4 protein-coding genes and 1 pseudogene are annotated in these 5,085 nt (G+C 72.8%); 2 read left to right on the plus strand and 3 right to left on the minus strand.

From position 1 onward, the window contains the following. The first annotated feature begins 23 nt into the window (after positions 1-23). Positions 24-611 carry a TetR/AcrR family transcriptional regulator gene (locus AOK24_RS11510; protein ID WP_055719975.1) on the plus strand — a complete coding sequence of 196 codons (588 nt, stop codon included), beginning with the start codon at positions 24-26 and terminating at the stop codon, positions 609-611. Here the strand turns inward: AOK24_RS11510 and AOK24_RS11515 are convergent. After that, positions 577-2,250, minus strand: a complete 1,674-nt coding sequence (locus AOK24_RS11515; protein WP_055719973.1) for a cholesterol oxidase substrate-binding domain-containing protein — start codon at positions 2,248-2,250, stop codon at positions 577-579. The two genes, AOK24_RS11510 and AOK24_RS11515, sit on opposite strands and share 35 nt — an antisense overlap. A gap of 148 nt (positions 2,251-2,398) precedes the next feature. Between AOK24_RS11515 and AOK24_RS11520 the strand changes: the two genes are divergently transcribed. Continuing rightward, positions 2,399-3,382, plus strand: a complete 984-nt coding sequence (locus AOK24_RS11520) for an aldo/keto reductase (RefSeq protein WP_055719974.1) — start codon at positions 2,399-2,401, stop codon at positions 3,380-3,382. A 3-nt stretch (positions 3,383-3,385) separates the two neighbouring features. On the opposite strand, the gene AOK24_RS11525 is transcribed toward AOK24_RS11520, so the two are convergent. Both AOK24_RS11525 and AOK24_RS11530 read right to left on the minus strand, forming a co-directional pair. After that, positions 3,386-4,420 (minus strand): hypothetical protein, encoded by a 1,035-nt coding sequence (locus AOK24_RS11525; protein WP_206191178.1) that lies wholly within the window; start codon positions 4,418-4,420, stop codon positions 3,386-3,388. A 154-nt stretch (positions 4,421-4,574) separates the two neighbouring features. Next, a pseudogene (locus AOK24_RS11530) lies at positions 4,575-5,085 on the minus strand (serine/threonine protein kinase); the annotation flags it as partial.

Genomic DNA, 5,085 nt, shown 5'->3' on the forward strand with positions numbered 1-5,085 from the left:
CCACGGACGGCCCCGGCGACCCCATCGAGCCGCCCACCGCCCCCCGCCGCGACGCCGAAACCACCCGCGCCGCCATCCTCCGCGCCGCCCGCTACCTCATGGCCCGCCGCTCGCACACCGACATCACGCTCAAGGCCGTCGCCGAACGCGCGGGCGTCAGCGCGCCCCTGGTCCTCAAGTACTTCGGCAACAAGGACGCCCTCTTCGCGCGCGTGATGTCCTTCGAGGCCGACGTCGAGGCCCTGCTCGACGCGCCCCTGGCGGACCTCGGCCCGCACCTGGTCCGCCATGTCGTCACGAGCCAGCGCGAGCGCGGTGCCGACCCGGTCCTCAGGATCGTCTTCGCCTCCTACCAGGGCGAGGACGGCGACGTCCTGCGCGCCAACTTCCGCGCCCAGGTCACCGACCGCCTCGCCGCCCGCCTCCCCGGCCCGGACGCGGCCCTGCGCGCGGAACTCGCCCTGGCGACCCTCCTGGGCCTCGGCGTCATGAACGGCATCGCGCGCGGCGCCGCCGTCCGGGCCACCCCGGTCGAGGAGCTCGTCGCCCGCTACGGCCCGACGGTCCAAGCGCACCTCACGGGAACAGCCGCTGGTGCAGGGGCGCCCTGAACACCCCGTGCGGATCGAGCCGCTGGAGCGTCCCGGTGGCCTCGCCCCACCCGGCGCCGTACGAGGCGGGGATCGCCGTCCCCAGCACCTCGGGGTCGGCCCACGCCTCGCTGTCCGTGTACCCCCAGCCCTTGGACCACTCGACCCGCGCCAGCGCGTCCGTCCCGTCGAACGAGGACAGCAGGAACCGCTCCAGCTCCCGGTAGAACTCCTCGGCGTGCGGCGTCCCGGGCAGCGTGAGGATGTCCAGCCAGACGGCCGTGTCCCAGTCGGGCCGGCCGGGGACGGGGGCCAGCGCGGAGAGCGACGGCGCCCGCGCGCCCGCGTGCTCGGCGTCGGCGGGGTCGTCGAGGCCGGTCACGCGGATCTCGACGGCCCCGTTGACCGGGAACTTCCCCCGCGCGGCGTACGCGTCGAGCTGCCCCCGGTAGAAGTCCGCGAACTCCCGCACCACGCGCTGCACCTGATCCCGTGCGGTGACGATCGCGTACCCGTTCGCGTGCACCCGCAGGGTCGTCGGCCGGACGTACAGCAGCGTGTTCTTCGACGGCCCCCACAGGTCCGCCGACGCCGTCGCCGTGAGCCCCAGGACCGCCGCGTCGAGCTGCGCGTTGCCCAGCACCGGCGCCAGGTACCAGGCCGCGTCCGCGACCAGCCGCCCGGCGAGGTCGGCGACGAGGGTCGGGAGGGTGTCGGAGAAGGGGTAGTTGTACGGGGCGTCCACGCGCCGCGACAGCAGCGGCCTGACCGGCTCCACGCTCCACGTCTTGAGCCACGGGAACTCGGTGAACGCGAACCAGATCGCTTCCACGCGCCCCGCGGAGTCCACGAAGCTCGCGAACGTCCGCCCGCCCTCCCCGAACAGCTCCTTCGCCGGGATGTCCGTCCGGCTCACGCACCGCAGGTTGCTGTTCGCCTCCACCCGCAGCACGACCTCGACGACGAGCGCCCGCCCCAGATGCGTCAGCAGCGCGGCGCAGTCCGCCTCGTCACGGCCGACGGTCCGCAGCGCGTACGCCGTCCCGTCCCACACGACCGCCGTCAGCGACAGCACCCGGTTGCTGAGCGACCCGTACGTCCGCCCCGGAGCGCGGCTCTCGCCGTGCGCCGGTACGGCCGTCCCGTGCCCGTCGATCGCGAGGACCCCGCCGAGCGTCAGATCCCCGGGAGCCGGCGCGGCCGTCACACCGAGGCCGTGGTCCTCCAGGAACCCGAGCAGCGTCTCCATGCGGACGCCGGTCCCCGCGCGGACGGAGGTCGGGGAGTCGAGGGCGAGGCCGGTGAAGCGGGAGGTGTCGAGGAGCAGGATCTTCGCGTCCGCCGGGGTGTCCTCGGCGAGCGTCAGCGGCGCCCAGCCGTGCGAGGCGCCCCGCGCGCGGACCGTCCAGCCCTGCGCGTGCGCCCAGTTGACGGCCGCGACCGCCTGCGCGGGGGACTCGGGGACGCAGGCCCACAGGCCGGCGGCGACGATCGTGCCGTCCCAGTTGCGGTAGGCGGTGCGGCGCACGTCCACCCCGGCGGGGAAGCCGGGCAGCTCCGAGGCGGCGGCTGCCGGGTCGGCGGCCAGGAGCACCAGGACGGCGGCGGCACCGCCGAGGAAACCGCGGCGGCTGGGGAGATGCGCGAGATGTTCGGTCACAAGATCACGGTAAGCGCATACGTCCGCATATCGGCCGTCTGGTCGAACAGATCACCCGTACGAGTGAAAGATCTTCGCGCGGCGCCCTCCTTTCTCCACGCGGCGCCCCCGTTTCCGCCCCGACCGGCCCTGATGACAGACTGCGCCCATGGAGCAGCGCGCATTCACACGGGCCGGACGGTCCGCATCCGTCATCGGCCTCGGCACCTGGCAGCTCGGCGCCGACTGGGGCGACGTCGACGAGAAGGAGGCCCTCGCGGTCCTCGACGCGGCCGTCGAGTCCGGCGTCACCTTCTTCGACACCGCCGACGTCTACGGCGACGGCCTCAGCGAACAGACCATCGCGACGTACCTGCGCTCCCGCCCGGAGCAGGACATCTTCGTCGCCACCAAGATGGGTCGCCGCGTCGAGCAGCTCCCCGAGAACTACGTCCTCGACAACTTCCGCGCCTGGAACGACCGTTCACGCCGCAACCTGGGCGTCGACCGGCTCGACCTGGTCCAGCTGCACTGCCCGCCCACCCCCGTCTACTCCACCGACGAGGTCTTCGACGCCCTCGACACCCTGGTCGCGGAGGAGCGCATCGCGCACTACGGCGTCAGCGTCGAGACGTGCGCCGAGGCGCTCACCGCGATCGCCCGGCCCGGTGTCGCGAGCGTCCAGATCATCTTCAACCCGTTCCGCCTCAAGCCCCTCGCCGAGGTCCTCCCGGCCGCCGAGAAGGCCGGGGTCGCGATCATCGCGCGCGTCCCGCTCGCCTCCGGCCTGCTGTCCGGGAAGTACACCAAGGACACCGTCTTCCCGGCCAACGACCACCGCACCTACAACCGGCACGGCGAGTCCTTCGACCAGGGCGAGACCTTCTCCGGCGTCGACTACGCGACCGGCGTCGAGGCCGCCGTCGAGTTCGCGGGCCTGGCCCCCGAGGGCTTCACCCCCGCCCAGCTCGCCCTGCGCTGGATCCTCCAGCAGCCCGGCGTCACCACCGTCATCCCCGGCGCCCGCACCCCCGGACAGGCCCGCGCCAACGCGAGCGCCGCGGACCTGCCCGACCTGGACGCCGCCACCCTGGCCTCGATCCGCGACCTGTACGACCGCCGGATCAAGGACCAGGTCGAGAACCGCTGGTAGCGGCTACTCGGTGGCGCGGGCCTTGCGCAGGGAGGCGATGCAGCTTCCGATCGCCTCCTGCAACTCCTCCAGCTGCTTGACCATGTCGTCCTCGTAGAAGTCCTGCGCGTCGTCGAACGTCAGCTCCTCGAAGACCTTCGTGGCCCGCTGGAGGCTGCTGTAGAACTTCGTGCGCCGCTCCTGGACCCGCAGTTCGGGATCGGCCTCGACGGTCTCCACGACGAGGTTCTTCATCGTGTCGTACGCCTCGGTCGCCCACTCGCCGGCGTCCTCGTCGTCGTTCAGCTCGTCGATGAGGGACAGGTGCCGCTCGGCCTCCTCGCGCAGCGCGACCGGCGCGTCGATCATCTGCCCGGCCGGGGTCTTCACCTGGCCGGACTCGGCGATCTGCCGGACGTACCCGATCCGGTCGGCGGAGCGGCTCTCGGTGGCGACGGCCTTCTTCAGGTCGTCGGTCCGCACGACGTCCCGGGCCAGCTCGGCCTGGAGCGTCGGGTCCTCCTTGATGCGGTCCAGCAGGGCGGCGCGGGCCGCGCGCGCGGTGGACGGGTCGGCGAGGATCGCGGCGCGCAGCGCGGTCGGGTTCTCGGCGACCTCCAGGGCCTTCGTCGGCCGGATGCCCTCCGCCTCGGCCGCCTCGGAGATCGCCGTGCCGCGCTCGGAAGTCGCGCTGGAACGCGAGACGTAGTAGCTCAGCCAGACGTCCGCGTCCGGGAGCTGGATGTCCTGGCCGGGCTCCAGCTCCTCGAACTGCGGTACGAGGCCGTCGTCGGCCGCCTTGTCCCACGCCTTGTAGTAGCGCATCACGCGCTCGGGCGAGCACTCGGCCAGCTCGGCGAACTCCTTCGCCGACACCTTGTCGCTCTCGCCCGCGGCCTGACCGCCGGGCCGCACACTGCGCGCCACCTTCAGGCCGAAGGCCCACCCGCCGGTCCGCGCGTACGCGCCGAACTCCCGCGCGTCCCGCACCACGGCATCGGCGAGCGGGGCGAACTCCACCTCGGCGGGCATCTCGGACGGGTCGATCGCCAGGGTCACGGAAGACTCCTCAAGAGAACGGAACGTGCAGACCGGCAGCCTATATCGACCCGTTGATACGGCTTTGGCAAGACCCGCGCGGGCACGCCCGGCCCGGCTGAAACGTCACCTCAACTCGGCCGGAACGTCCGGTCGGTTCGGCCGGAACGTCCGTTCAGTGAGGGCGGAACGTCTGGAAGAACGTCTTCAGCGCGTCCACGTTGGCCGGCTTCTCCCAGTCCGCCTCCGGCGTCGTCCAGCGCAGCGAGAACCCGGAGTGCTCACCGGTCAGGAACCCCCGCCCGAAGGTCCGCAGCGCCCTGCCGTGCCCGTCCTTCGCGACCCACTCCATGTCGGCCGCGTCGAACCCCTGGTACGTCGTCGCCCGGATCTCCCCGATCCGCCGGAACCCCTCCCCCTCGCGCAGCACCGGCTCGACCGTGTCGCGCCACACCGCGACCGGGTCGGGGCCGAGCTGCGTGCTGTAGGTGACGGCGAGCGTGCGGCCGTCGCCCTTCGCGCCGAAGGTGATCCGGTACGCCAGATCGCCCTGCTTCGAGGTCTCCTGCCGCTTCCACCCCTCCGGCAGCTCGATCGTGAAGCCCTCGGGCGCGCGGTACCTCTCGAACCCGGGGTCCGGAGAGGCGGGCGCGGAGGGGGGTGCCGACGCGGACGGGGGCGTGGAC

The organism is Streptomyces niveiscabiei, from assembly GCF_001419795.1.
Classification (GTDB): Bacteria; Actinomycetota; Actinomycetes; order Streptomycetales; family Streptomycetaceae; genus Streptomyces; species Streptomyces niveiscabiei.

Bases quoted from the DNA above. Each gene is read 5' to 3' on its own strand.
- AOK24_RS11520 (WP_055719974.1), top strand. From the start codon at position 2,399: ATGGAGCAGCGCGCATTCACACGGGCCGGACGGTCCGCATCCGTCATC.